Origin of the sequence: Mucilaginibacter sp. OAE612, assembly GCF_041806395.1 — a bacterium.
Taxonomy (GTDB): domain Bacteria; phylum Bacteroidota; class Bacteroidia; order Sphingobacteriales; family Sphingobacteriaceae; genus Mucilaginibacter; species Mucilaginibacter rubeus.
On sequence record NZ_JBGMUW010000001.1, the window covers coordinates 4439370 to 4462501 of the forward strand.

The 23132-nt window shown below is 42.9% G+C and carries 21 protein-coding genes; 14 read left to right on the top strand and 7 right to left on the bottom strand.

Annotation, left to right across the window (positions count from 1 at the left end; all coding sequences use genetic code 11):
- The first annotated feature begins 595 nt into the window (after positions 1 to 595).
- Genes ABID99_RS18465 through ABID99_RS18475 form a run of 3 tightly spaced genes read left to right on the top strand, consistent with a single transcriptional unit; the run spans position 596 to position 3371 of the window.
- A complete protein-coding gene (locus ABID99_RS18465) occupies positions 596 to 1468 on the top strand; it encodes a helix-turn-helix domain-containing protein (RefSeq protein WP_090523469.1) in 873 nt (290 codons plus the stop codon).
- Positions 1469 to 1526: 58 nt separating this feature from the next.
- Complete coding sequence (locus tag ABID99_RS18470) at positions 1527 to 1766, top strand: hexameric tyrosine-coordinated heme protein (protein WP_176623248.1); 240 nt, start codon at positions 1527 to 1529, stop codon at positions 1764 to 1766.
- Between the two features lie 57 nt (positions 1767 to 1823).
- A complete protein-coding gene (locus ABID99_RS18475) occupies positions 1824 to 3371 on the top strand; it encodes an FAD-dependent monooxygenase (protein ID WP_354481265.1) in 1548 nt (515 codons plus the stop codon).
- Between the two features lie 23 nt (positions 3372 to 3394).
- On the opposite strand, the gene ABID99_RS18480 is transcribed toward ABID99_RS18475, so the two are convergent.
- Positions 3395 to 3835, bottom strand: coding sequence for a hypothetical protein (locus ABID99_RS18480; protein WP_090523456.1), 441 nt, complete (start codon positions 3833 to 3835; stop codon positions 3395 to 3397).
- 167 nt (positions 3836 to 4002) lie between these two features.
- Here ABID99_RS18480 and ABID99_RS18485 point away from each other — a divergent pair, with 167 nt between their 5' ends.
- A complete protein-coding gene (locus ABID99_RS18485) occupies positions 4003 to 4593 on the top strand; it encodes an HD domain-containing protein (RefSeq protein WP_373614727.1) in 591 nt (196 codons plus the stop codon).
- On the opposite strand, the gene ABID99_RS18490 is transcribed toward ABID99_RS18485, so the two are convergent.
- From ABID99_RS18490 to ABID99_RS18510, 5 genes are all read right to left on the bottom strand, one after another.
- Entirely contained in the window at positions 4590 to 5171 is a 582-nt protein-coding gene (locus tag ABID99_RS18490; protein WP_354481257.1) for a Crp/Fnr family transcriptional regulator, read from the bottom strand. The two genes, ABID99_RS18485 and ABID99_RS18490, sit on opposite strands and share 4 nt — an antisense overlap.
- Positions 5172 to 5238: 67 nt before the next feature.
- On the bottom strand, positions 5239 to 6096 hold the full coding sequence (locus ABID99_RS18495; protein ID WP_354481254.1) for an SDR family oxidoreductase: 858 nt from the start codon (positions 6094 to 6096) through the stop codon (positions 5239 to 5241).
- A gap of 191 nt (positions 6097 to 6287) precedes the next feature.
- Positions 6288 to 7337: a glycoside hydrolase family 43 protein gene (locus tag ABID99_RS18500; RefSeq protein WP_354481252.1), complete on the bottom strand. Its 1050-nt coding sequence runs from the start codon at positions 7335 to 7337 to the stop codon at positions 6288 to 6290.
- A 108-nt stretch (positions 7338 to 7445) separates the two neighbouring features.
- Positions 7446 to 8480 (bottom strand): LacI family DNA-binding transcriptional regulator, encoded by a 1035-nt coding sequence (locus tag ABID99_RS18505; protein ID WP_354481250.1) that lies wholly within the window; start codon positions 8478 to 8480, stop codon positions 7446 to 7448.
- A gap of 187 nt (positions 8481 to 8667) precedes the next feature.
- The gene (locus ABID99_RS18510) at positions 8668 to 9765 is read right to left on the bottom strand and encodes a hypothetical protein (protein WP_354481247.1); all 1098 of its coding nucleotides are present in this window, start codon (positions 9763 to 9765) and stop codon (positions 8668 to 8670) included.
- A gap of 271 nt (positions 9766 to 10036) precedes the next feature.
- Here ABID99_RS18510 and ABID99_RS18515 point away from each other — a divergent pair, with 271 nt between their 5' ends.
- From ABID99_RS18515 to ABID99_RS18545, 7 genes are all read left to right on the top strand, one after another.
- Complete coding sequence (locus tag ABID99_RS18515; protein ID WP_373614728.1) at positions 10037 to 13129, top strand: tetratricopeptide repeat protein; 3093 nt, start codon at positions 10037 to 10039, stop codon at positions 13127 to 13129.
- 27 nt (positions 13130 to 13156) lie between these two features.
- Positions 13157 to 15028 (top strand): hypothetical protein, encoded by a 1872-nt coding sequence (locus tag ABID99_RS18520; RefSeq protein ID WP_373614729.1) that lies wholly within the window; start codon positions 13157 to 13159, stop codon positions 15026 to 15028.
- A gap of 40 nt (positions 15029 to 15068) precedes the next feature.
- Positions 15069 to 16136 (top strand): SPOR domain-containing protein, encoded by a 1068-nt coding sequence (locus ABID99_RS18525; protein WP_373614730.1) that lies wholly within the window; start codon positions 15069 to 15071, stop codon positions 16134 to 16136.
- On the top strand, positions 16133 to 16846 hold the full coding sequence (locus ABID99_RS18530) for a MotA/TolQ/ExbB proton channel family protein (RefSeq protein ID WP_090523416.1): 714 nt from the start codon (positions 16133 to 16135) through the stop codon (positions 16844 to 16846). Before ABID99_RS18525 ends, ABID99_RS18530 begins: the two co-directional genes overlap by 4 nt.
- The gene (locus tag ABID99_RS18535) at positions 16843 to 17244 is read left to right on the top strand and encodes a biopolymer transporter ExbD (protein ID WP_090523411.1); all 402 of its coding nucleotides are present in this window, start codon (positions 16843 to 16845) and stop codon (positions 17242 to 17244) included. The genes ABID99_RS18530 and ABID99_RS18535 overlap by 4 nt, the downstream gene beginning before the upstream one ends.
- Before the next feature lie 275 nt (positions 17245 to 17519).
- Positions 17520 to 18338 carry an energy transducer TonB gene (locus ABID99_RS18540; protein ID WP_090523406.1) on the top strand — a complete coding sequence of 273 codons (819 nt, stop codon included), beginning with the start codon at positions 17520 to 17522 and terminating at the stop codon, positions 18336 to 18338.
- Between the two features lie 145 nt (positions 18339 to 18483).
- Positions 18484 to 19815: a folylpolyglutamate synthase/dihydrofolate synthase family protein gene (locus ABID99_RS18545; RefSeq protein WP_373614731.1), complete on the top strand. Its 1332-nt coding sequence runs from the start codon at positions 18484 to 18486 to the stop codon at positions 19813 to 19815.
- A gap of 108 nt (positions 19816 to 19923) precedes the next feature.
- Here the strand turns inward: ABID99_RS18545 and ABID99_RS18550 are convergent, their stop codons facing one another.
- Positions 19924 to 20442 carry a lipocalin-like domain-containing protein gene (locus ABID99_RS18550; protein WP_373614732.1) on the bottom strand — a complete coding sequence of 173 codons (519 nt, stop codon included), beginning with the start codon at positions 20440 to 20442 and terminating at the stop codon, positions 19924 to 19926.
- 106 nt (positions 20443 to 20548) lie between these two features.
- Between ABID99_RS18550 and ABID99_RS18555 the strand changes: the two genes are divergently transcribed.
- The 3 genes from ABID99_RS18555 to ABID99_RS18565 all read left to right on the top strand — a co-directional run bounded on the left by ABID99_RS18555 (position 20549) and on the right by ABID99_RS18565 (position 23063).
- A complete protein-coding gene (locus ABID99_RS18555; protein WP_373614733.1) occupies positions 20549 to 20896 on the top strand; it encodes a winged helix-turn-helix transcriptional regulator in 348 nt (115 codons plus the stop codon).
- A gap of 80 nt (positions 20897 to 20976) precedes the next feature.
- The gene (mgrA, locus tag ABID99_RS18560) at positions 20977 to 21969 is read left to right on the top strand and encodes an L-glyceraldehyde 3-phosphate reductase (RefSeq protein WP_373614734.1); all 993 of its coding nucleotides are present in this window, start codon (positions 20977 to 20979) and stop codon (positions 21967 to 21969) included.
- Between the two features lie 122 nt (positions 21970 to 22091).
- A complete protein-coding gene (locus ABID99_RS18565) occupies positions 22092 to 23063 on the top strand; it encodes a Gfo/Idh/MocA family protein (RefSeq protein WP_373614735.1) in 972 nt (323 codons plus the stop codon).
- Positions 23064 to 23132 lie beyond the last annotated feature (69 nt).

Below are 23132 nucleotides of genomic sequence, written 5' to 3' on the forward strand. Positions count from 1 at the left end.
CGGCGAGTTTGTGGATATCAAAAGCAAAATGCCCGTTAGTGTCAGCTTGCAATAAAACCGCGATAAGTTTTTATTGATATTCACTTGATATTATTTTTATGGTCAGCCTAAAACTAACAGGTTCTTGTTCGCTACACATAACTCCACACACATAAACCTGTACTCAAATTCAACTTATAAAAATAATATACTTCATAAAACCGGCCGATGTATTAAACATGGATTTTGATGTATAAATTACATATCGCATTTACCTGCCTGCAATAAAACCAATATTAATTTATATAATTAATACCCCGCGATATTATATATTATACTCCAACCTTAAGCCGCGTTCATGTCGGTATAAACGGTAAAATTATTTTTCCTGATACCATTTAACAACCCGTTCTGTTGACAAGTGATGGCCGGGGAATATGTGTTTAGTGACATAAAAAAGATGCGATATTTCGTTCCTCAAGTAACAATATGATGATATTTCGTTAAGCTCCATTATTCAAAACACAATGCAAATAACTGATTATCAATAAAATAAAAACATCGGCACGAAAATAGAGAGAAGGCACATGCCTTACAAGCTTTAAACTTCGCAGCCATGAAACAATTTAACGATTTTGCACCACTACATTTTGAGAAAGCATCTTATTGCCTCCCTTTCAAAATCCATACTATCGAATGGATCAAAGAAAACGGCGTCGATCTTCCCAACAATTATTTCATGCTGATATGGATAGTTTCAGGCAACGGCTATTACAGGCTCAATTTGCAAAAGGAGGCGGTTAACACCAATCAGTTGCTGCTGATAAAACCCGGCCAGTTGCATGATCTTAAATTTAGCAATGGCCTGCACGGTTACGTAATATCGTTCACCGATTCGTTTTTGGATGTAGATGATTATGGCCGCGACCTTATATACAGCCCTATCCATCAAATATTTAATCAAACACCAATCGTTACCATTAACAGCGAACTGGCCGATGATATGAATGATATTACCGAAATAATGATGAAAGAATATAGCCGGCACAATCTTTACCGTGCCGAAATATTAAAACGATATTTTAAGATCTTCCTCATCTATCTTTCACGCCAGTTGGAATCGATGGAACAAGCGCCGAAACAGTCGCGCAATACCTCCATATTACAAAACTTCATAAGCTTGCTCGATAAAAACTTCAGGGAGTATAAAATGGTGGCCGATTACGCCGACAGATTATCTGTAACCCCCAATTACCTTAACGAAGTGGTAAAAAAATTGACCGGACAATCGGCCGGCCATCACATCAGGCAAAGAGTTGCAGCCGAAGCTAAAAAACAAGCTATACACCCCGACAACTGCATGAAAAAAATAGCGTATGACCTGGGTTTTTGCGACATGGCCCATTTCAGTAAATTCTTTAAAAATGCTACCGGGATCAGCTTTTCTGATTTTAAGAAAAGGGGCACTGTATTGCAACCTGTTTTTTAATAAGCTATTCACAATCTTATTTAATCAACCTAATAACCAATTAATTAAATTTATCATCATGTCAGAAGAAGTACAATTAATCCCGGGCAACTCCTTAATCACAGCAACTCCACAGGAAGGCCGTGAACTTGCTATTAAAATGGCAAGGCTCATCATCAAAGTAACTCAGCCCGATGCCGAAATTCGTGGTAAGCTAAGAGGTGTTTACGCCGAAGACGCAGCGATGCTCATTGCCGTAGGGCAAACAGTGGCAACCGAATTTGCTACAATAGCTGCAGCTAATAATTACTGGCGATAGCGCAACAATGGCCGAGCTTTGCCAATTAATTTCATATTTTAAGCCCGGTAATACATCGTGCATACACAAGTAATTATTATCGGTGCCGGGCCAACCGGTTTAATGGCCGCCTGCCAGCTGGCCCGCTTTAACGTTGATTTTATTATTATCGATACCAAGCCGGCACCTACCCATGAGTCGCGGGCTATGCTGGTTACGGCACGCAGCATGGAAATTTACCAGCAAATGGGCTTGGCTGATACTGTTTTTGAACAGGGACAGGTGATTGGCAAATTCGCCATTTACATGAATGGCCGGGAAAAAGCAGTACTTGAAACAGCCAACGCAGGCAACGGACTCACCGATTTCCCCAACCTGCAGGCATTTGAACAGTTTAAAAACGAGGAACTGCTTTACGAGCAATTAAAAGCTACAGGCCGTGACGTTTTGTGGCGAACCAGTTTGGTTAGTTTTGAACAGCATGATGATCACGTTGTGGCCAGTCTTTACGATAAAAGTGATCCGTTCAGGAAAATAAGTATTCAAGCCTCCTACTTGCTGGCTTGCGACGGTTCATCGAGCCCGGTAAGGCAGCAACTGGGATTAAGTTTTGAAGGAGGCACCTACCAAAATAAATTTTTTGTGGCCGATGTAAAGCTTAGCTGGCTGCAACCAGCAAACAAGCTCATTGCATCACTGTCGCATGTTAATTTCTGCGCCTTTTTCCCCATGTATGGCAACGGTAATTACCGCATTTTAGGTACCCTCCCCGAAGGTTTTGCAGGCAAAGAAAATGTTATTTTTGATGATCTTAAAGATGTGATCACGGCCAACATTAAGCTGTCGCTGAACATAGAAAAATTAAACTGGTTTTCAGTTTATAAACTACATCACCGCTGTGTTAACAGTTTCAGGATAAACCGATGTTTTTTATTGGGCGATGCCGCACATATTCATAGTCCCGCAGGTGGACAGGGCATGAATACCGGCTTGCAGGATGCACATAACCTGGCCTGGAAACTGGCCCTGGTGCTGCAGGGCGTTGCTGATGATAAACTTATTAATACCTATCATGACGAACGGTACCCTTTTGCCCAATGGCTCATGAAATTTACCGATAAAATATTTGCATTCATGACAAGCTGTAACTGGTTCTTATATCAATTACGCACCTACGTTATGCCCAATATTTTACGCCTCGTACTGTCAACCCAATGCATCTCAAAACGCATTTTCAGGATCTTGTCCCAAATTTGGTATTCGTACAGAAAAAGCCCGCTTTCCCTGCAGTTTATTAAACAGAAGCTAAAATTTAGTGCCGGCGACAGGTGCCCCTACGTTATGACCACTAACGAAGGCAAACTACAAAGCATCTATCATTTGCTCATGGAACCCAAATTTCACCTGTTATGTATTGGCAGCATTGGGTACGACGGCCTAATTCCTGATCACTTAATAAATTATATCAAAGTAGTTAATTTACCCCTTAATGAAAGCTGGCAAAAATTAGGGGTACAATCAGGTTTATACCTGTTAATACGGCCCGACAATTATATAGGCCTGCTTAGCGATGAAATAAGCCCAGGTTTGATAAGCGGTTATTTTGATACCTTCAAAGGTAAATGAATACTAAAAGACCTTAACAAGCACTAAGCTTCATCATATATAAAATCAATGCTCCAGCGATAAGTAGCTATACTTGCCAGTAATAAACTACCCGCGCTATCGGCCCAAACCGAATAGTTAAAAGGAGCCTTGATTCCTGAAAATATGGTCATGCAAAGGGCAAAAGTAAGCGTAAGGGCAAAACTTGCATAAGCCGCCGTACGAGTCTTAAAACCTACAATAAACATGATGGCTATTGAAACCTCGGCCACTGTTGCTAAAAAACCCATGACACCTGCCATCCACCGGCTCAAATATGGCATCAACGTATTGGTATAAACCACAAAATTATCCCAACTACCCCAGCTTACTGAATTTTGCCCTGCCGGCCCCATGAAACCCAAGCGATCTGCCACGGGCAGCAAAAAACCAATCGCTAAAGCAAAGCGCAAATAAAGTTGTGCTATTTGAAGTGTATTTTTCATCTATCAACATTTATGCATCTAAAATACAGGTTTAAAATCCCGCTTAAAAACGCAAAATCCATGTTTACACAAATAAGATAAAAGTGTCATCTTTTTGTTCAGAGTTTGGCGGGTTAATATTTATCCAGAATTCCTACAGAATATGAGGGTAGTATCGCAACTATCTTATGCCTGCAATAAGTATAGTAAAAAGGGCTGCTGCCTATGTCACGTCGCTGATGGAAGAAAACCTACCATCAACCATGTACTTTCATAACCTTAAACATACATTGGGCGTTGTTAACGCAGCAACAGAAATTGCAGCACACTGCAAATTAAAAAAGCAGGAACTAACCATTTTAACAATAGCTGCCTGGTTTCATGATACAGGCTACCTCTATCATTATAACGGCCATGAAGACACCAGCATGATCATTGCCGGTACTTTTTTAATGCAGCACCACTATAATAATGATTTTATACAACAGGTATGGGATTGTATTGAAGCTACAAAAGTACCGCAATCGCCCCAAAACCTTATCCAGCAAATTATTTGCGATGCCGATATGCACCACCTGGCATCTGTAAACTACCTGGATTTTGCCCATGATTTAAAACAGGAATGGGAAGTACATCTGGATAAGCAGTATAGCGACAAAGAATGGCATACCCTTAATTTAAGCCTGTTACAACAGCACCAATATTTTACAGAATACGGTAAAACGGTATTGCAAGCCATGAAAAAGAAAAACATTGAACTGATGAAGTTTCAGGGTTAATGTTTCTTTACAGTTTCTTTTCGTACACGGCTTAAGGTTTCGGGTGTTATGCCTAAGTAAGATGCAATCATCGCCTGTGGCACCCTTAGCGAGAGATCGGGATATTTCTGCACAAAATCAAGATATTTTTGCTCGGCAGTAAAGGCAATGGCCGAGTGAATGCGGTTTTGACTGGTGATGAAACTTTTGTTCAGAATGGCATTAACCATATCGTTAAAAGCCGGTATATCACGGCAAAGCCTGTCGAAGTTGGTTTTGGTAATCAGTATCAGTTCTGTATCCTCAATAGCATCAATATTATTTTTAGAAGACTCGCCGGTAAGCAGGCTGGCACGGTCGCCTGTCCACCAGTTTTCTTTGGCAAAACTTACTATGTTTTCGCGGCCATTTTCATCAACGCTGTAAAATCGAACCAAGCCTTTGGTTATAAAAGCGTTATACTTCCAAACATCGCCTTCCTGCAATAAATACTGCTTTTTACGGAGTTTTTTAAAAATACAAACTGCTTCAATTTTAGCATAGTCGGCTTCGGTGAGTGTTGCTTTCTGGCCAATGTACTCTTTAAATTGCTCAAACATATAAAAGCAAATATCTCCTTTATCCGGGGATATTTGCTTTTGTTCGGGTCATATTTTTATAATTAGGTTATGCGGTGTATTTGCTTAACCATTTTGTTTTGATAGCGGCGCGGGCATCAATAAATTCCTGGTCGGTACCCTGCGCTACTGCATCAAGCGGATAACGCAGCGGGCGGGTACCCTTTTCCATTTCAACCAGCCTCAATATACCATCGGCAATAGTTTGCGGGTCCATGTTAAACTCGGCCATTTTGCTGAAAAGCGCGGTGCCCATAGCGTTAAATTGCTGTGCTGAGGTCTCGCCGTATTCGGCCACAACTTCTGGTTTATCGGCATGGATGCCTGTTTTGCTGCCATTATTCATTTCGGTTGGATATACGCCCGGCTGGATACTAACGCTCTCGATGTTGAACTGTGCAAGCTCATCCTTTAAACCTTCGGTAATACTTTCTACCCCAAATTTTGATGCAAGATAAGGGATCATGAACGGCAGGGTATGACCACTTGCACCCGATGTAATGTTGATTATAAGGCCATTTTTAGCTTTACGCATCCCCGGCAAAACCGCAAAGATGGTGCGCAGGGTTCCATAAAAATTCACTTCAAACATCTGCCTGATCTGATCGAGCGAGTAAGCTTCCAGTACGCCAAAGCCTGAAACTGCGGCATTGTTCACCAACACATCAATATGGCCGTATTTTGTTAATGTATATTCAAAAGCAGCTTTAACTGAATTATCATCAGTAATATCTACCTCAACTACTTCAACATTTGGCAAGGCTGAAAGCTCTTTGGCTACAGTTTCATTTTTGCCATTTATTCCGCGCATACCTGCTATTACGGTATGGCCTGCATTTGCAAGGGTTATAGTGGTTAATTTACCAAATCCTGTGCTTGTTCCGGTTATAAAAATTGTTTTTGACATTTTGTATCGTTCTTTTGTTGATACAAATCTACCGCGATGCTATAACCTGTACATTGACATTTGATAAGAAGGGAATTGACATTTATCAAGAAAATGGAGGAGAGATTTAAATCAATGTCATTTCTCCTTCGCCCCAGCGCTCATTCCTTCCTATGCTCTATCGAAATGGCGACGCCGGTTATTCCCGAATGTTATTTCGTTCCCGAAGGCACAGCCAACGGCTGTCCATCTTTCAATGGCACACCAAAATTTGGCGAACCATCCTTATTCCAGGTAAATTTTTGCGCACGCGGCGAACGTTTATTACCGCAGCCTTCGTTAGGGTTTGAGTTGGCATGGTACAGGATCCAGTCTTCCCTTCCATCTGGCGATTTAAAGAATGAGTTATGACCGGGCGCGTAAACGCTGTTTTCCGGCGATTGCTTAAATACCGGCTCCTCTGTTTTGATCCATGAGGCAGGGTTCAACAGATCACTATTTTTAGAAGCGGTAAGCATGCCTAATGCATAAAAGTCAGTCCAGCAGCCACTGGCCGAATAGATCAGGAATAACTTATCTTTATGTTTCAAAATTTCCGGTCCTTCATTTACGCTTACATGTGCCGGGTTACCGGCATCATGCAGATCGCCATTGGTTTCCCATTGATAAGCCGGGCTCGATATTTTCACGCGTTCGCTGCCGATGGTCATTGCGTCTTTCATTTTAGCAATGTAAATATTCTGTTGACCGTTATGGTCTCCTTCCCAGCCCGACCAGATCATATACCAACTACCGTTATTTTCAAATACCGAAGCGTCAATAGCCCATTTATCGGTGCTATCTGCTATTTTTCCTTTAAACTCCCAGGTACCTTCCATTGGGTCGGCCGAGCTATTTTCCAGTACATATATGCGATGGTTATTGTTATCGCCATTATCCGCGGCAAAATATACATACCATTTGCCATTTATAAAATGGAGTTCGGGCGCCCATATGTCTTTGGAATAAGCTGTACCAGGCGGCGGCGCCCAAACAGCTTTCTTAGGTGCAGTGCTCAACTTGGTAATATCTTTTGTTTTCCAGATAACAATATTGCCCCCTGTTGAATTGGTATAGTAGTAAAACCCGTTTTTACAGATCACCCAGGGATCGGCGCCTGATGGCAGCAACGGGTTGGTAAAAGTTTTATTGCCGGTATTTTGTGCAATTGCCGCGCTGGAAAATAAAAGCAGCAGCAAACAGGCAGTGAACATTTTTTTCATAGAGCTGAAAGGTTTTAGCGTAGTTTATAATGCGCTAAAAATCTGTAAAAGTTTTCACAAAAACAACAAATGTTAAGCATACATTTATTACCAATCAGGTATTTAATATTAAGCTTTTACCGGTTGAGAGGAAACGCGGATAAAAACCCGGGTAGGCAATACGGTAGTTTCAAACTCTGTAACAGGCCGCTTGCTCTCGATAATGCTGATCAGCATTTCGGTTGCCTTTTTTCCCATTTCAAAACCGGGCTGATAAACAGCACTTAGCGGCGGGTTTAAAACTTCGGCCAGTTGGGTATTGGTGAAGCCGAGCAAAGCGATATCAGCAGGGATCCGCAAGCCTAATTTATGAAGAAGGGACAAGGTCGTAGTCGTGATCCTGTCAGAGGCTGTAAAAATAGCATCGGGTTTACTTTCAGAAAACAATTCACTTAGCGCGTTTTCGATCTCAGCAAGGTCTTTACCACCATGCGGGCAGTACTTGATCAGTTTTTCATCAGGTATTATATCATGTTGTTCAAGTGCATCTTTGTATCCCCTCAAGCGTTCGGCGGTAATGGATACGTTTACCGAACTGGTAATATGAGCTATTTTACGGTATCCTGCTTCAAGCAATTGTGTTGTGGCTTTATATGCCCCGGCAAAATTATCGGCTACTACTTTATGCGTATCAATTTCATCGCTTACCCTATCAAAGAAAACAATAGGCAAACCTTTTTCATGCAGGTTTTTCAGGTGATCAATATTTTGGGTTTCGGTTGAGAGGGAGATCAGCAAACCATCAATGGAGCGAAAAGTCAGGTGACGTACATTTTGCATTTCAAGCTCATACGATTCATGCGTTTGTGTAATAAACACATTATATCCCTTACTGTGTGCTACTGATTCGATGCCATTGATCACCTGCGAAAAAAACTGGTTCTCAATAGTTGAAACCACAATGCCGATAGATTTGCTGTTGCCCCGTTTAAGGCTTTGAGCGTTAAGATTGGGCTGATAGTTAAGCCTTTTAGCACACTCCAGTACAAGCGCCTTAGTTTTTTCGCCAATTTCATGACTGTCTTTAAGCGCCTTGGAAACCGCTGACGGTGAGATCCCTAACTCTTTAGCAATATCCTTTATGGTAACTCCGCCAAAATTCATTTCGCCCCCTTGCTTATGATCCTAAAATTAACAATCCAATTATATAAAGGAGAGTAAACATAAGAAAAATAAGTCCTGCACAGTATAAGGATGTATTATGCCATGTAACATTATGCTGACATCCACGAATTTAAATTCATATATGTGCTATTTATCCCCCGGGCTCGGGCGTGTTGAGTCTCCTGTCTTAATCTCTTAAAAATCCATCTATCTTCATATTCCATTCCTGTTGGTAGTATTGGTTTGTACCGTGACTGGTTTCGTTATCATACTGATCTTGTAGCTGGTTCATTTCACGGTACGAGTCAAGGTATTGTACATTAATATAGCCATCATAGTTATCAACCGGGAGTTTCATAGTCATAAGGGCCCTCTTAAAATGCCGGGCTATTACCGCTACAATATCAAAATGCCGCTGCTCATGATTTAGAGCATAGTCTGTACGTCCTTCCGGCTTTACCCAGGCGGCACTTTTAGGCAAAAACACGCGCATGCTTATCTTCACTACCACTACCGACTTCACTACTTCTACCTGTTCTGTGTAACCAAAACTTGGCTGCACCTCGGCAATATACTTTGCGCCCCGGGCTTTATCCTGAAAATCATTCCAGGTTAAAGGCCGCTTGGCCGAGTAGTAGATGGTATCGCCTTCCGGTTGTTCAGAATAATCGGTAAAGATTAATTTTACTCCTTTAGCCAATTTAATATTAGTGTCGGCTTCACGATTCATCCATCTGTTAAAATACATCAGGCCAGCTTCAAGGGCCCGGCTCAACAGCACCCCGGTATCATACTGTTGCCCCGCGCCGCGATAGTATGTTGTAGCTGCCGGGTAATCGATCAAATGCACATTGTCCTCAGCTTTTTTCAATTCAAACCATAATTGTATCTCCAGCCGGCCTTCTATCCTGCCATCGGCCATTGCCGTTTCAGTAAGCTTTAACTTCTTAATGCGGATGACCACCGGGCGTAACATCTTATTAACAGGGATAGCATAATCAGCAAATTGTTTAACAGCTGTTGCTGTGCCTCCCTGTAAATCAACTTCATGTTTTACTGCCGGCAAATTACCTGTGGCTGATAATAACCAGGCGACGGCACTCCGGTCGGGCCGTTCATCAGTAACATTTGCGATATAAAATTCGTTCGGTTTATCATTTAACTGCCTGTTTGTTAAAACAATTTCGGCATTTGTTTTTTGTGCTTTTGAATTTAACGGACAAAACACCAACATGTACAAAATAACCGGCAACCACCCCCCCCCTCTGTTAAGAACGCTATTCATAATTGGTAAAAATAATGGATGGGGCACGCCGCCCCCAGGGTATTATAATGCTCAAAATACAAATAAATTGCACTGTTTAACGTGTAATTATTACTTTTGATTATCCATAGCCGGCACCACGGCAGTACTCAACAATTTTAAAGTTTTCCACATGGATATTATCTTAAGTATTACCTTCGTTAAAAGAAGTGTTATCCACAATTGTTAATTTCTAATGTGAAAAGCCTCTTTTTGGTTTAGCTATTTTCGCACTATCGTTAGTATGCGCTTTATGATCAAAACAAGATACATCACCCTGCTCATTCCCGTATTTTTAGTTACAACAGCACGAGCCCAGCAAAATCCTTCCACTCAAATTTACCGCACTTATCATGCGGCTATTGATTTGATGGACAAAGGAAAATTTGCTTCGGCGGCCGAACAATTTCGCCTGGTTGAAGCTTACAAAATTAAAACAAGCACCCAGCCACAGTTTGAAACTGAGCTATCGCTCACTAAAGAAAACTGCCAGTATTATGAAGCATTCTGCGCCCTTAACCTGGGCAATGATGATGCCGAAAGCATGTTTCTCCGTTTTATAAAAGAACATCCTGAAAATCCGCTTACCAAACAGGCTTTTTTCCAGATTGGTAAATCGTATTTTAAACAAGGTAAATATGAAGACGCTATCCGCTGGTTTAACAAGGTTGAGGCAGGCGAGCTTAACGGCCATGACAATACCGAGTATAAATTTCGTAAGGGTTACGCCTATTTTGAGTTAAAGGATTACAAAAATGCCCAACTGCTTTTTGGCGAGGTTAAAAACAAAAGGTCGGAATTTACTGAGGATGCTACTTATTACTTTGCTTATATAGCTTATTTAAACAAGGACTATCACCTGGCACTGGTAAATTTTGAAAAGCTTAAAAACTCAAAAAAATACGAAAACAGCTACCCTTACTACATCTCGGCAGTTTACTTTTTAGATAAGCGTTACGATGATGTGCTTAACTACGCTGTGCCTATTGTAAATAAAACCCATCAGCAAAACGAAACGGAAATGCTGCGTATCATCGCCGCATCGTACTTTGCCAAGGCTGATTATGACAACGCGGTGAAGTATTATGGCCGTTTTGAAGACCGGGATCAGGGCCGTACCCAAAACACGCAGGACAGCTACCAGATGGGTTATACCTATTATAAGGTAGGCAACTATGCCAAAGCTGCCAGCGAATTGGAAAAATTGGTTGAACAGCACGATGTTTACAGCCAAAGCGGTAACTATACCCTGGGCGATGTGTTCCTGAAAATGAACAATAAACAGAGCGCACGTAATGCGTTCCTCAACGCCTCCAAGCTTGATTATGATAAGCAATTACAGGAAGATGCCCTTTATGAGTACGCCAAACTATCATACGAGCTTGACTTTAACCTGCAGGCCTTGGGCGCTACAAGGTTATACCTGGCTACCTACCCACGTTCAAAACGTATTGATGAGGTTAAGGTATTATTGGGTGAAGAATTACTAAACTCACGCAGCTATAAAGAAGCTGTGGAGATCCTGGAGCCTATCCCTAATAAAAGCCAGAGTGCACGTTTAGCTTATCAAAAAGTTACCTACTACCGCGGTTTGGAATTTTATAACGAGCGTGCTTTCGAGAATGCGATTGGTATCTTCCTGCGTTCGCTAAAAGATCCGGTTGATAGTAAAACAGAAGCTTTAACTACTTACTGGATGGCCGAGGCGATGTTTGAGGTTCGTAAGTATGGCGAATCGGTAGAGAATTTCGAGAAATTCCTGAGCATGCCCGAGGCTAAGGAAACTGATGTAGCCAATTATGCCAACTATGCTTTGGCTTACGCGGCCTTTGGCGACGAGCAGTACAAAAAAGCAGCCAATTACTTCGAGAAGTTTTTACAAGGCGATGTAAAAGACGCCAACACCCAGAATGATGCCATCACCCGCCTTGCCGATAGCTATTTTGTAATGAAGAGCTATGGCAGTGCCATGACCTACTATAACCGCATTATAGCCATGCACAACCAGGGCGAAGATTATGCGCTGTTTCAACGTGGTATGATCCAGGGTTTACAGGGTTCATTGGATACCAAGATCAGTACATTGAATGATGTACTGAACAAATTCTCTAACTCTGATTATGCGGATGACGCTTCATTCGAGATAGCTTATACCTATTTCCTGAAAACAGACGGTGATAAAGCCAAAGCTGATCTGCAGGCCATGATCCAGAAATATCCGCGCAGCAGCTATGTACCACGCGCACTGGTTACTATCGGTTTGATTGATTACAACGCGGGCAACGATGACCTTGCTATTGAATCATTCAAAAAAGTAGTACAGGATTACTCGTCAACCGATGAGGCCAAACAATCTTTAAAACAGATCGAAAAGATCTACACTGATAAAGGTGACGCCCAAACATTTATTAACTATGCAGGTACCACCCCTATCGGTAATTATACCACCTCCGATCAGGAAAGCATCATGATCACCGCAGCCAACAACCTTTACCTTAAAGGTGACTGGCAGGGTACTGTAAGCGCGGTGAACGCTTATTTCGATAAGTTCCCAGGCAAACAGATCTACGAAAAACAGGCCCGCTTTATCCGCGCGCAAGGCTTAGCAGCCTTGGGCCGCACAGACGAAGCCGTTGTTGACTACAATGTGATCCTGAACGACTGGACCAGTGCCTACAGCGAGAAAGCATTGATCAGCATGGCTAAATTATACATGCAGCAAAAGAAATATAACGAAGCCGTAGTGTTCCTGAAACGTCTGGAAACCAACTCCGAATATAAGGCCGACTACACTTTTGCCATCACCAACCTGATGTACTGCTACTCGGAAATGTTAATGACCGACGACGCTATCAAATACGCAGAGCTGGTTAAAACCAATGATAAAACATCGCAGGAGGATAAATTTAAAACCGGCTTGTACGAAGGTAAAGCTTACCTGGCAACCGGCGATACTACCCTGGCTGTTAAACAGTTCACCTATACTGCAACCAACACCAAAACCGTTGCCGCTGCCGAAGCCCGTTACAACCTTGCACTTATTGAGTATGAAAAAGGCCGTTATAAAACAGCACAAAAAATGTGTTTTGACCTGGCCAAGGAAATGCCAAACTACGATTACTGGGTGGCCAAAACATACATTTTGTTATCTGACACCTATGTGGGCTTAAAAGATACCTTCCAGGCCAAGGCAACCCTGCAAAGTATCATTGATAACTATAAAGCCGATGACGACATATTACCTACTGCTAAAGAGAAGCTGGATAAACTGAGCGGCCGCAAAACCAAAGCCCCTGCCACAGGCACTAAAGAAACTGCCCAGCCCGATACAACTAACAAACAGTAACAAAGAGTAATATAAAAAAGACAAGCAATGAACTCAAGATACACATATACGCTGCTTACCTTAATAATAGCATTATACTTTGTTCCTGCCCAGGCACAAACAAAGAAATCTACCAAAAAAGCAACAGTAAAAACTGCAACTAAAAAGCCTGCCGCCAAACCGGCACCAAAAAAGGCCGCGCCCAAACCTGTAACTAAAAAAGCTACCGACAGCAAAAGCTTGGGCGATGCCGCTGCAAAAACAGCGCAGGATACTACTAAGAAGGGCGGCGGCAATAATCCCAACAACGCTGCCAATGGCGGTAGCTTATCAGAAGAAATTGTAGTGACCACTGCTTATAAACCGGTGCTGGCCGATGCGGTAAAGATCCGTCGTAACCCTGATTTGGAAGATAAAGCGCCCTTTAAAGCACCGTTAACCTATGCCCCGCTTGATAAACGCCAGGAGCAAAACTCCGAGATCAGGCAGCTTGACCCAATGAAAAGGCCGGCAGAACAGGATTCTGTTTTAACCAACAACTTTGCTAAAGTTGGTTTTGGCAACCTGAAAACCATTTATGGCGAAGGCTATTTTGCCAACGGTCGGGATGAGGCTTTACAATTTGGCGGTTTCATAAAACATTTGTCGCAATCTGGCTCACTGCAAAAACAAACCCAAAGCCGCGATGAGGTTGGCGTTTTCGGCAAAAGTATCATTGGCGATAACAATATCTCAGGCCGCATCAACTACAATCGTTTAGGTACCTATTTTTACGGTTACAACCAGGATGCTCCCGACAACAATTTTGTACCGACAAAACAGCACTTCAATACCATAAGCGGCGAGGTTGAACTGGCAAAGAATTACAAAGACGTTGAAAACGACTTTACCTATGCTGTAAAGTTAAAAGGATACGCATTTAGCAATGCTTACCAGGCACGTGAAAACAATGTAGTTATTTCAGGCTTTCTAAATCAAACTGTTAAGCAGTTTTATGCAGGCTTAAGCGGATCGTTGGATCTGGCCAGCCAGAAAGACAGCCTTTACAGTCTTGGTAATAACATTGCACGTGTCAACCCTTATATTAAATTTCAGGGCGATAACTATAAAATAGATGCAGGCGTTAACATCGTAAAAGAGTTTGGCGATTTTGGTAAGTTTTACATTTTCCCAGCCGCTAAATTGGAGGTACAGGTAATCCCTAAATATGTACGCCTTTTTGTTGAAGCTAAGGGCGATGTAAACCGCTCTTCACTGCATGATTTTGCCATGATCAATCCCTTCATCGGCCAAAACATCAACATCAAAAACTCAGTTGATCAACTGGATATCAGTGCCGGTTTAAAAGGCACCCTGGCCCCCGGCTTAAGCTTCAAAGCTTCCGTGTACCGCAACAGCATTAAAAACATGCCTTTAATGGTGAGTAACTTCAACGCCGAAGGCAACAAATTCACTGTTATTTATGATGATGGCAAAGCCCGCGTAAACGGCTTTAATGGCGAGCTGGATTTTAAAGCAACAGACGATTTTAACATTTTCGGCCGCGTTGAAATAAAAGACTATCAAATGGCTAAAGAAAGTGAGCCATGGAATTTGCCTAAATTTTTATTAACTGCAGGTACTGCTATACATATCGACAGCAAATTGACCGTTACAGGTTCGTTGCTTATCCGCGGCTCAACAACCGACAGGTTATTGGTATTGGCACCAACTTCTACCCCGGGAAGCCCGGTTTACAACCAGATTAAACAGCCTATTAAGGGCTTTGGCGACCTGAGCGGCAGTGTAGAATACAGGATAAACAGCAGGTTTTCGGTATTTGCGCAGGCTAATAATATCCTGAGCAGTTCGTATCAAAATTGGTTATACTACCCTAACTACGGATTTAATATCTTTGGCGGGGTAGGGTACTCGTTTTAAGCCCTGTTTGATGTTTTAAAATTAACCGTATTTTTACCGGATGGATATAGCCAATTATTTAAGCGAACTACTCGGCCGGTACACCGAAATAAGTGTACCTGGCTTGGGCTGCTTTTCGCGCCTGCGCGTAAATGGCTATTATGATGATGTACAGGCAACTTTTTATCCCCCCGGTCATAAGCTGCATTTTGATCAGGAGGTTAAAGACGATGAGATCCTGACACGTCATATTGCCGAAAAGAAAAAGATCTCGCTGGCATCATCCAAATATTTCACCGAAAAATACATCAACAGCCTTAAGCAGGAACTGGTGTTGCATGAAGTACCTTTTGCCCAATTGGGTTGGTTTTATATGCAGGAAGGCAAAATTGCTTTCAGACCGCAGGAACAGGCACCGGGCAGCGATCCTTTGTTTTTTGGCCTTACCCCGGTAACCATTAACAAGGTTAACTATGTGCCCCCGCCACCACCGCCGCCGCCTTTGCCTACGGCTATATCTCTACAGCAAACCTATACACCGCCGCCTGCAAACGCAACCCTTGTTGAGCAGCCTGAGTATATTGATGATAAACCCGAAGTTAAGCGGGGTATCAGCATTTGGGTTATAATAGCAATTGCAGTGATTATACTTGCCGCAGCGGCTTTTGGCGTATATAAATATAACCCCGCACTATTACATCTTAACAATGACGGCCCTAAAGAACAACCAAAGGTTGAAAAGCCCAAAGCTGCTCCCTTAATTAAGCCGGATAGTATCCAAAAGGATTCCACTCCAACTGTTGCTGACACGGCAAAGGCAATTTCTAAACCGGTTGAAGCGTTAAATAATCCGGCAGCTAAAACAGATACCGTAGCACAGCCGGAGTTTGCGATATTTTTAGGATCGTTTAAAACGATAACCAAAAGCAATGAGGCGGTTAAAGATTATAAAAGCAGGGGGATTGATGCCCGCCTGCTGAAAGGCCCAGGAACCGGTCCGCGGATCAAGATCATAATTGGGGGGTTTTCCTCATCTGAGGAAGCAGAAACCGTGAGAAAAAAACTCATATCACAAGGAAAAATAACTAAAGACACATACTCAAAACAAATTACTGATTCCACGAAATGACTTTATTATTAATTCAGCAAATTACAGATACCGCCAAACACCTGGCAGATACCGCAAACCACGCCGTAACAACCGCAGCACTGCCAACTGAAGAACTTCGCTTTGGCGACCTGCTGATCAAGGGTGGCTGGGTAATGATCCCGATAGGTATTTTAGCTGTACTGGGGCTGGTAATATTTTTTGAACGTTACTTTACTATCCGTAAAGCATCTCGTGATGAATCAAACCTGATGGTACAGGTACGTTCAAGTATCCACTCGGGCAATTTGGAATCGGCCATTGCTATTTGCCGTAACAATAACACGCCGCTTGGGCGCATGCTGCAAAAAGGTTTATTGCGCATTGGTCGCCCTATAAAAGATATCGAAGGGGCTATTGAAAACGTTGGTAAACTGGAAGTATCCAAACTGGAAAAAAATATTGGAATTTTAGGTATCGTAGCCGGTATAGCGCCGATGTTTGGTTTCCTGGGTACCATTGCCGGTGTAATCAAGATCTTTTATGATATCTCCAAAACCGATAACATCAGCATGGGTGTAATCTCTGGCGGTTTATATGTAAAAATGGTAACATCAGCCGCAGGTTTGTTTGTGGGTATCGTAGCTTATGTGTGCTATCACATTTTAAATATGATGGTTGATAAGGTGATCCTGAAGCTGGAAACCGATGCCATTGAATTTATTGACCTGTTAGAGGAGCCGAGCAAATGAATTTAAGAAAACGACACAGGGGCGCATCGGCAGAGGTACATACATCGGCAATGAATGATATTATGTTTTTCCTGCTGCTGTTTTTCCTTATAGCCTCAACAGTTACCAACCCTAATGTTATTAAGCTGGTGTTGCCTAAATCATCAACAGGGCAGTCGGTGTCTAAAAAAACCATAACTGTTTCAGTAACCAAAGACCTCAAGTACTACGTAGATAAAAAGGAGATCCCGGTCGATGCTTTGCAAACTACGCTGGCGGGTTACAAAACCCTGGCAACCGAACTTACCATAGTTTTATATGTTGATAAAACTGTAGCTATACAGGATGTGGTACAAGTGATGGACGTGGCACAAAAATTGAACATTAAACTGGTTTTGGCGACAGAACCTAAGGGATAACAGTGGCAGTTGCAGTTTAAAGTTTATAGTAGATTATTGCAGTAAGTTACTGTAATCGTTTAAACAAACTGCCACTCTTTTTAAAAGTAGCAGTTTTAAGTAGCAGTTTTAAGTAGCAGTTTTAAGTAGCAGTTGCAGTTTCAAGGAAGCAGTTTATTTGCTTGATTTTTTTAACTTTTGCAGTGGTATTGCTACTGCAAAGTGCTACTGCTACTAAAAACTGCCACTGCAAGTAAGAAAATACTGCTAATAAAAAAATTGCACTAATTATAAAAATGGAGTACAGGGAAGAAAATAACTATCCGAAAGCGTTTATAGCAACAGGCATTATTATGGCTGTGCTGATAGCGGCATGTTATTTTATCGTATTCAAAAATCCGCCGGTTGAAGAGAACGGAACAGGCGGTATCCTGGTTAACTACGGTACAGTTGATGAAGGTATGGGAGATGATTATATGAGCACTGAAGAACCTTCGGTAGCAGAAAAAGCCAATCACACCAAACCCGATAAAGTTACTGAAAGCAAACCTACCGAAGAAAAACCAACACCCGAAAGCAGCGAAAAAACGGTAGTTACACAAAATAATGAGGATGCGCCTGAAGTGGCCGCGCCTACCAAAAAACCAAGCCAGAATGTAGCCCCTACCCCTCCTGTAAAAACACCGCCGGCAAAACCTACCGTTAATCAAAATGCTTTGTACAAAGGAAAAGCATCAACGGGCACAGGTGAGGGCGACGGGACAGGCAAAACTCCGGGCAACCAGGGTAAAACCACAGGTACTACGCTTACCAATAACTATAATGGCACAGGATCAGGCAATGGCGGTAGTCTGAACATGGCGCAGCGCAACTTTGTGAGCCGACCCTCTGTAAGTGACGACAACCGTCAAAGCGGTAAAATTGTAGTTGATATCAGGGTTGATAAAGATGGCAACGTTACGTATGCCCGTGCTGGTGCCCGTGGTACCACCATATCAGATGCCGGCTTGCTTCAAAAATGCGAAGATGCTGTAAAAAATTCCAAACTCAACCCGCTTGATAATGCCCCCGATCAGCAACAGGGTACCGTTGTTTTTGTGTTTAAGGTAAATTAATTCGGGAAAAGCGAATGGATCATAGTTCATGGTTCATAGCGATGTCGAAATAATATTACATTTACCCGTTGTCTTTTAGTAAGCTTCAGTACTATTTTTGCCTCGTAAAGTAGTGGTTCAAACCATGAACCATGAACCATGAACCATGAACTACGAACAAACCCTACAATATCTCTACACCCAGCTCCCTATGTTTACACGGGACGGGGCTTCGGCATTTAAGAAAGACCTTACCAATACGCTCGAGCTTTGCAGGCGGTTGGACAATCCTCAGCATAAATTTAGAAGTGTGCACGTGGGTGGTACCAATGGCAAGGGCTCAACATCACATATGCTGGCGGCCATTTTACAAACTGCGGGTTACAAAACGGGGCTTTATACTTCACCCCACCTCAAAGATTTTCGCGAGCGGATCCGTATTAATGGGCAAATGATCAGCGAGCAAACCGTAGTTGACTTTGTTGAAGATCATAGGGCCGACTTTGATGAAATAGCCCCCTCCTTTTTTGAGATGACCGTTGCACTTGCCTTTGATGTTTTCGCCAAAGAAAAGGTGGATATAGCCGTCATTGAAGTAGGTTTAGGCGGTAGATTGGATTCCACCAATGTGATCACCCCACTCCTTTCTATAATCACCAACATTGGCTGGGACCACATGAATATGCTGGGTAATACCCTGCCGCTTATTGCCGGCGAAAAGGCAGGCATTATCAAACCGGGCATCCCGGTGATCATTGGTGAACAACAACCGGCGGTATCAAACGTGTTTATCGATAAAGCTGCGCAAACTAACAGCAGCATTCGGTTTGCATCAGGAGAGTGGACGATTTCAAGTCCGGAAGCCGGGAAGTCCGAAAGTCGGAAAGAAAACGAAGGGCTACTTAAAATTATTGCGAAACGAAACCCATTGGGCCATACCTCTTCCGGACTTTCGGACTTCCGGACTTTCGGACTCGACCTAACAGGTAGCTATCAGCTTAAAAATGTAAAAACCGTTTTATCCGCCGTTCATGAATTACGCGAGCAAGGCTTTGTAATTACCGATGAGCACCTCGAAACAGCCTTAAGGCAGGTCAAAAACCTCACCGGCTTACATGGCCGCTGGGAAACCTTAAGCCATAACCCGCTTACCATTTGCGATACCGGGCATAACCCCGATGGCATTGAGGAAGTGATGAAAAATATTGCATCTGTTAAATACAATCACCTGCATATGGTTATCGGGATGGTAAATGATAAAGACACCGGCAAAGTGTTATCGCTGCTGCCTAAAGATGCTACTTATTATTTCTGCAAACCAGACATTCCAAGAGGCCTGGACGCTGAAAGCATGAAAGCACAGGCGGGGGCTCATGGTTTAATTGGTGAGGCCTACCTCTCTGTAAAAGAAGCATTGTTATCGGCACAAAAAAATGCAGCTAATGATGATCTTGTTTTTGTAGGCGGCAGCACTTTTGTGGTGGCTGAGGTTGTCTGAATCAGAATTTACAGAATTTTAGGATTTTCAAAATTTTGATATAAGAATTGGCAGGGTTTTCTGCTAATTCAAATCCTGTAAAATCTGGGCTTGAAGTAAAACATGCTGTTAATTCTTAAATCCTGTAAATTCTGACTCAGACATTTTCTTCCAAACCACCTCCCCTGTTATCGCCCCACCGGTAGTTGGCGCAGGTACAGTGTACTTAAAAATATCGCCCGAAATTGTAAAGGGGCGTTTTTGCTGTGTGCCCTCCCAGTTTGGGAACGATGCATGTTCGATATTGAAAATGATATTATTCCCTTCAACTTTATAGGTACCGTAATGAGCATTACATCCTTTTATCGCGGCTCTGTTCTCATCATCGGTACCCTTAGCTTTATCTCCCGATGCAAACTTTAGCCGGTTTTCGCTATAGATCTGTAAAGCGTAATGCCCCATAGCATCAACTATAAGGGTCCCCTTCGGCGAATCCCCGTAAAGATGGGTGCGGCTGCCGTCGGCGGCAATATTATCAACTGTTACCAATTCATAGGTTCCGGTCAAATTATAAACAGGGGGTTTGTTCTGTGCCGATGCCGTACATATGGTAACCAGCATCAGGATCAAAAGCGATTTATATTTCATGTAGCAAAGTTATATTTGCTATATTCCATTAGCAATAAGGCACAAAAAAGTAGCCTGATTACTAAAAAGTTACCATGCTGTAAATCAGTTATATTATTTTTAATTGATGGATAAAAAATCAAAACACGAAGCCCCAAAATGCGGTATCGACTACGCTTTTCAGCGGATAGGTGGCAAATATAAAGGTCGCATCCTGTGGCGTTTACGAAATGGCACCATGCGTTACGGCGAGTTACGTCGCACTGTAACAGGGGTAACCTCTAAAATGCTTACCCAGGCCCTGCGTGAGCTGGAAAATGATTGCCTCGTCGTTCGGCAGGTGCATGTTGAAGTACCTCCAAGGGTTGAATATACTCTTACCGATACAGGCCGGGAATTACTTCCTTTTTTACAATTACTACGCGATTGGGCCAAACATCAGATGCAGGTTAATGATATAGTAGCCATGCCATAATTTAATTTCAGTAAAGTCAAAAATACCTTTATTAATCTGCCTAAAGTTCTATTTTTACGGCCCGATCCTTACCTAAAAATATGACATATATAGCATCTGCCGATAGGTATCAAACAATGCAATATCGCCGCTGTGGTAACAGTGGCATCAAGCTTCCGGCTATTTCATTAGGCCTTTGGCATAATTTCGGTCATGTTGACGTTGCCGATAATTACCGCAAAATATTACATCTCGCTTTCGACAGCGGCATCACCCATTTTGACCTGGCCAACAATTATGGCCCGCCTCCCGGCTCGGCCGAAGAGAATTTTGGAAAGATCCTGAAGGAAGATTTCCGCGATTACCGCGACGAACTTATTATATCAAGCAAAGCCGGTTACACCATGTGGCCGGGCCCGTACGGTGACTGGGGCTCGAAGAAATACCTGGTAGCCAGCCTTGATCAAAGTCTTAAACGCATGGGGCTTGATTATGTGGATATCTTTTACCACCATCGCCCCGATCCAAACACGCCGCTTGAGGAAACCATGGCTACGTTGGACCTCATTGTTCGCCAGGGAAAAGCTTTGTATGTTGGTGTTTCCAACTACCCTGCCGAACTGGCCTCGAAAGCTATCAAAATACTCAAAGAGCTTGGCACACCGTGCCTTATCCATCAGCCTAAATACTCCATGTTTGAACGTTGGGTTGAAGGCGGTTTGCTGAATGTTTTAGGTAACGAAGGCGTAGGCTGTATCCCCTTTTCACCACTGGCGCAAGGTTTATTGACGGATAAATACCTTCATGGCATCCCCGAAGATTCAAGGGCTGCCCGACCGACCGGTTTCCTTCAAAAAAGCCATATAACGGACGAACGCCTGAGGCAAATCAGGGAGTTGAACAACCTGGCAGTGCAACGCGGGCAGTCGCTGGCCCAAATGGCACTGGCCTGGATCCTGAAAGATGAGCGCGTGACATCTGTATTGATAGGTGCCAGCAGGCCCGAACAATTATCCGATTCATTAAAAGCTTTGGATAACCTCCGGTTTTCGGCAGAGGAGTTAGCAAGGATAGAAGAAATTTTGGCCCCCTAACCCCCTAAAGGGGGAACTATGGTGGAGCGTCAATTTCTATTCTTTTCGACAAGTAATTTTAATATCTTTCCTTAAATAAAAATTAAAGTCTCCCCTTTAGGGGAGATTTAGAGGGGCTAACAATGATAAACTGGGGCATTATAGGCTGCGGCAACGTAACTGAAAAAAAAAGCGGGCCTGCATTTAAAAAAGTGGCGGGAAGTAACCTTGTGGCAGTTATGCGCCGCGATGCAGAAAAAGCGGCCGATTATGCTGCACGCCATGGTGTAAGCAAATGGTACAGCGATGCCAGTGAATTACTGAACGACCAGGAGCTAAACGCGATCTACATAGCCACCCCTCCCGCGTCCCATCTCGATTATGCACTTACCGCATTAAAAAAAGGGTTAAACGTTTATGTCGAGAAACCGGTCACCCGTAATTCGGCCGAAGCAAGGGCTATGGCGGAGGCGGTAAAGGAAAGCAGTTCAAAACTTACGGTTGCCCATTACCGCCGGGCTTTACCTATGTTTTTAAAGGTTAAAGAATTAATTGACACGCAGTTGATTGGCGAGATCCGTACCGTGCAGATCAGGATGTGGCAAAGCCGCAAACCAACTTTGATTGCCGACGTGGAAACCAACTGGCGTGTACAGCCCGAATTATCAGGCGGCGGCTACTTCCATGATCTTGCCCCACATCAGCTCGATTTGATGTTGTATTATTTCGGCGAGCCTGAAATGTATCATGGTTTTTCGCTCAATCAATCAAGCTCAACGCCTGCCGACGATCATGTTTGCGGGCAGATCCTATTTAAAAACAAGGTAGTGGTTAACGGTTCCTGGTGTTTTAATGTAGCCGAAAGTGAAACCACCGATACCTGCGAGATCATAGGCACAAAAGGAAAAATCATCTTCCCGTTTTTTGGCAATTACATCAATTGGAAAACTGATAGTGAAGAAGACACTATAACTTTCACTCATCCCGAGCATATCCAGCAGCCTTTCATATCCAAAATAGTAGCTTACTTTAATGGCGAAGGGCCCAACCCCTGCTCCATTGATGAAGCTGTGACGCTGATGGATATCATCGACGCGTTTACATTAAAAAAGTAAAAGGATCAGGCCAAAACCTGTCGAAGCATGATGTTTAAATTCATCAAACTTCGACAGGTGCCGAAATTT

Bases quoted from the DNA above. Each gene is read 5' to 3' on its own strand.
- ABID99_RS18480 (WP_090523456.1), bottom strand. From the start codon at position 3,835: ATGAAAAATACACTTCAAATAGCACAACTTTATTTGCGCTTTGCTTTA.
- ABID99_RS18550 (WP_373614732.1), bottom strand. From the start codon at position 20,442: ATGAAATATAAATCGCTTTTGATCCTGATGCTGGTTACCATATGTACG.
- ABID99_RS18555 (WP_373614733.1), top strand. From the start codon at position 20,549: ATGGATAAAAAATCAAAACACGAAGCCCCAAAATGCGGTATCGACTAC.
- ABID99_RS18505 (WP_354481250.1), bottom strand. From the start codon at position 8,480: ATGAATTTTGGCGGAGTTACCATAAAGGATATTGCTAAAGAGTTAGGG.
- ABID99_RS18530 (WP_090523416.1), top strand. From the start codon at position 16,133: ATGACTTTATTATTAATTCAGCAAATTACAGATACCGCCAAACACCTG.
- mgrA (WP_373614734.1), top strand. From the start codon at position 20,977: ATGACATATATAGCATCTGCCGATAGGTATCAAACAATGCAATATCGC.
- ABID99_RS18490 (WP_354481257.1), bottom strand. From the start codon at position 5,171: ATGTTTGAGCAATTTAAAGAGTACATTGGCCAGAAAGCAACACTCACC.
- ABID99_RS18540 (WP_090523406.1), top strand. From the start codon at position 17,520: ATGGAGTACAGGGAAGAAAATAACTATCCGAAAGCGTTTATAGCAACA.
- ABID99_RS18465 (WP_090523469.1), top strand. From the start codon at position 596: ATGAAACAATTTAACGATTTTGCACCACTACATTTTGAGAAAGCATCT.
- ABID99_RS18495 (WP_354481254.1), bottom strand. From the start codon at position 6,096: ATGTCAAAAACAATTTTTATAACCGGAACAAGCACAGGATTTGGTAAA.
- ABID99_RS18565 (WP_373614735.1), top strand. From the start codon at position 22,092: ATGATAAACTGGGGCATTATAGGCTGCGGCAACGTAACTGAAAAAAAA.
- ABID99_RS18470 (WP_176623248.1), top strand. From the start codon at position 1,527: ATGTCAGAAGAAGTACAATTAATCCCGGGCAACTCCTTAATCACAGCA.
- ABID99_RS18500 (WP_354481252.1), bottom strand. From the start codon at position 7,337: ATGAAAAAAATGTTCACTGCCTGTTTGCTGCTGCTTTTATTTTCCAGC.
- ABID99_RS18515 (WP_373614728.1), top strand. From the start codon at position 10,037: ATGATCAAAACAAGATACATCACCCTGCTCATTCCCGTATTTTTAGTT.
- ABID99_RS18535 (WP_090523411.1), top strand. From the start codon at position 16,843: ATGAATTTAAGAAAACGACACAGGGGCGCATCGGCAGAGGTACATACA.
- ABID99_RS18520 (WP_373614729.1), top strand. From the start codon at position 13,157: ATGAACTCAAGATACACATATACGCTGCTTACCTTAATAATAGCATTA.
- ABID99_RS18510 (WP_354481247.1), bottom strand. From the start codon at position 9,765: ATGAATAGCGTTCTTAACAGAGGGGGGGGGTGGTTGCCGGTTATTTTG.
- ABID99_RS18525 (WP_373614730.1), top strand. From the start codon at position 15,069: ATGGATATAGCCAATTATTTAAGCGAACTACTCGGCCGGTACACCGAA.
- ABID99_RS18545 (WP_373614731.1), top strand. From the start codon at position 18,484: ATGAACTACGAACAAACCCTACAATATCTCTACACCCAGCTCCCTATG.
- ABID99_RS18485 (WP_373614727.1), top strand. From the start codon at position 4,003: ATGCCTGCAATAAGTATAGTAAAAAGGGCTGCTGCCTATGTCACGTCG.